General features: G+C 45.3%; 3 protein-coding genes. 1 reads left to right on the plus strand and 2 read right to left on the minus strand.

All coding sequences use genetic code 11. The features are described 5' to 3' along the window. Positions 1 to 123: 123 nt before the first annotated feature. On the minus strand, positions 124 to 693 hold the full coding sequence (locus A3751_RS16990) for a VF530 family DNA-binding protein (protein ID WP_068458167.1): 570 nt from the start codon (positions 691 to 693) through the stop codon (positions 124 to 126). Between the two features lie 246 nt (positions 694 to 939). On the opposite strand from A3751_RS16990, the gene A3751_RS16995 reads away from it, so the two are divergent. Next, a complete protein-coding gene (locus A3751_RS16995) occupies positions 940 to 1,254 on the plus strand; it encodes an alanine-zipper protein (protein WP_068458169.1) in 315 nt (104 codons plus the stop codon). A 16-nt stretch (positions 1,255 to 1,270) separates the two neighbouring features. Here the strand turns inward: A3751_RS16995 and A3751_RS23010 are convergent. Then, positions 1,271 to 1,587 (minus strand): hypothetical protein (locus tag A3751_RS23010; RefSeq protein ID WP_197466442.1); only part of this gene is annotated, 317 nt, incomplete at its 5' end.

The raw sequence follows: 1,587 nt of genomic DNA on the forward strand, positions 1-1,587 counted from the left end.
AAATAATCAAGCTCCAGAGAACACAAAGCGCTATCAGCCCCTGAAGAAATGATATTTTTTCAATTAGTTTGAGCATCACTTTTCCTTATCATGCCAGTGGGATTAAAAACAAAAAGACAATGATTACTTCTCTCTCCAGGCGGCCCATGGATCACCACCGGCACTATTTGGGGAACTCGTTGAAGAATCAGATGAAGAATGAGTGGAAGAACCGGAGGCTTTATCTTTTCGTCCAGGTCGGTCAGATTCGTATCGTTTACTCGAACTGCCCCCACCGCCATAAGGGCCGCTAGAACGCCCCTGTCGAGATCCGCTCTTGCCAAACTCCGCGGCTTTTTTGGCGCGCTTTTCTTGCAGCCGAGCCGCATCCTCAATACTTAACTCCGCTGGCTCTCCGGGCACTTGCCCGTCAGGAATAATGCGATCTCGCGGTGGGATGTGATATTGCTCTGATGAAGGCCGAGGAAGGTTTTTAAATTGATACAGATAAAATCCTTCCAGTTTTTCACGCGCCCAATCTGTTTTTTTCAAAAACTTTACGCTCGAGGCAATGCTTGGATTGATCTTAAAGCAATTGATATTGAGATACGCATACAGAATCTCAAAGCCATAGTGCTCTACCACCTCCTCCAACAAACTTTTCAACCCTAAACCATGTAGAGGGTTATTCTTAAAGTTCACTTCATCATTCATGCTGCTATCCAAGTTTGTGGCGTGTATTTGATCACAGTAAGTATAACGCAAAAGTCTGCGAACCCTCGCGAACTTAAGCGGATATGTTTTCAACAAATCTTTACAGGGAGCCTTGCGGAAACGCGGTTTAAATGAACTTAAAGTCTTTTGAGGCTTCTATTCCATAAATAATTGACTAAACTGAGTATTTAGTCGAATAGACAAATACAATACGACTGAACTCAAACTAAAAACTTGGAGAGAACCATGTTAAAGAAACTCAGCATGCTTGCTGTAGCCAGCAGCGTTGTTTTAGCAACAGGATGTGCAAGCCTGTCTAAAGAAGACCAATCAAGCCTAGATAGCGCTACTGCCAGCGCGACAGAAGCACAAACAGCCGCCGCCGCAGCGAAAACATCTGCCGATGCTGCTGCACAAGAAGCATCTAGTGCCGGCGCAAAAGCGGATGCAGCAATGGCAAAAGCGGAAGAGGCTCTTCAGGCCGCTAAAGCAGCAATGGCAAAAGCGGAAGAAACAGCAGAAAAAGCAGAACGTATGCTTCAAAAAGCAAGCAGCAAATAAGGCCGAAGCGCTTTATTTACTGATTTGATGCTGCGAAGCTGATCTGAGTAAGATCAGCTTTTTTTGTGCCTATTTTTTGTGGCACGCCAGATGGATGCCGGATCGCCTGCTTAAGCGCCAGAAAATCGATTTTCATAAACCCGTGCTTTTTTTCCAAGCGGCCAACATTCTTAAGAACCTGATCAATAATGACATCCGAGTCTGCATGCGCCTCATCATCGAAATGCAACTCAACGAAGAGCTCCTCACCTGCCAACCCCACTTTTACCGCCTCTTTGACAAAGTGAACAGGCGTATACTTTGGAACCTCCCAGACAAACTTAGCCAAATCTT

It is taken from the genome of Oleiphilus sp. HI0080 (assembly GCF_001635135.1).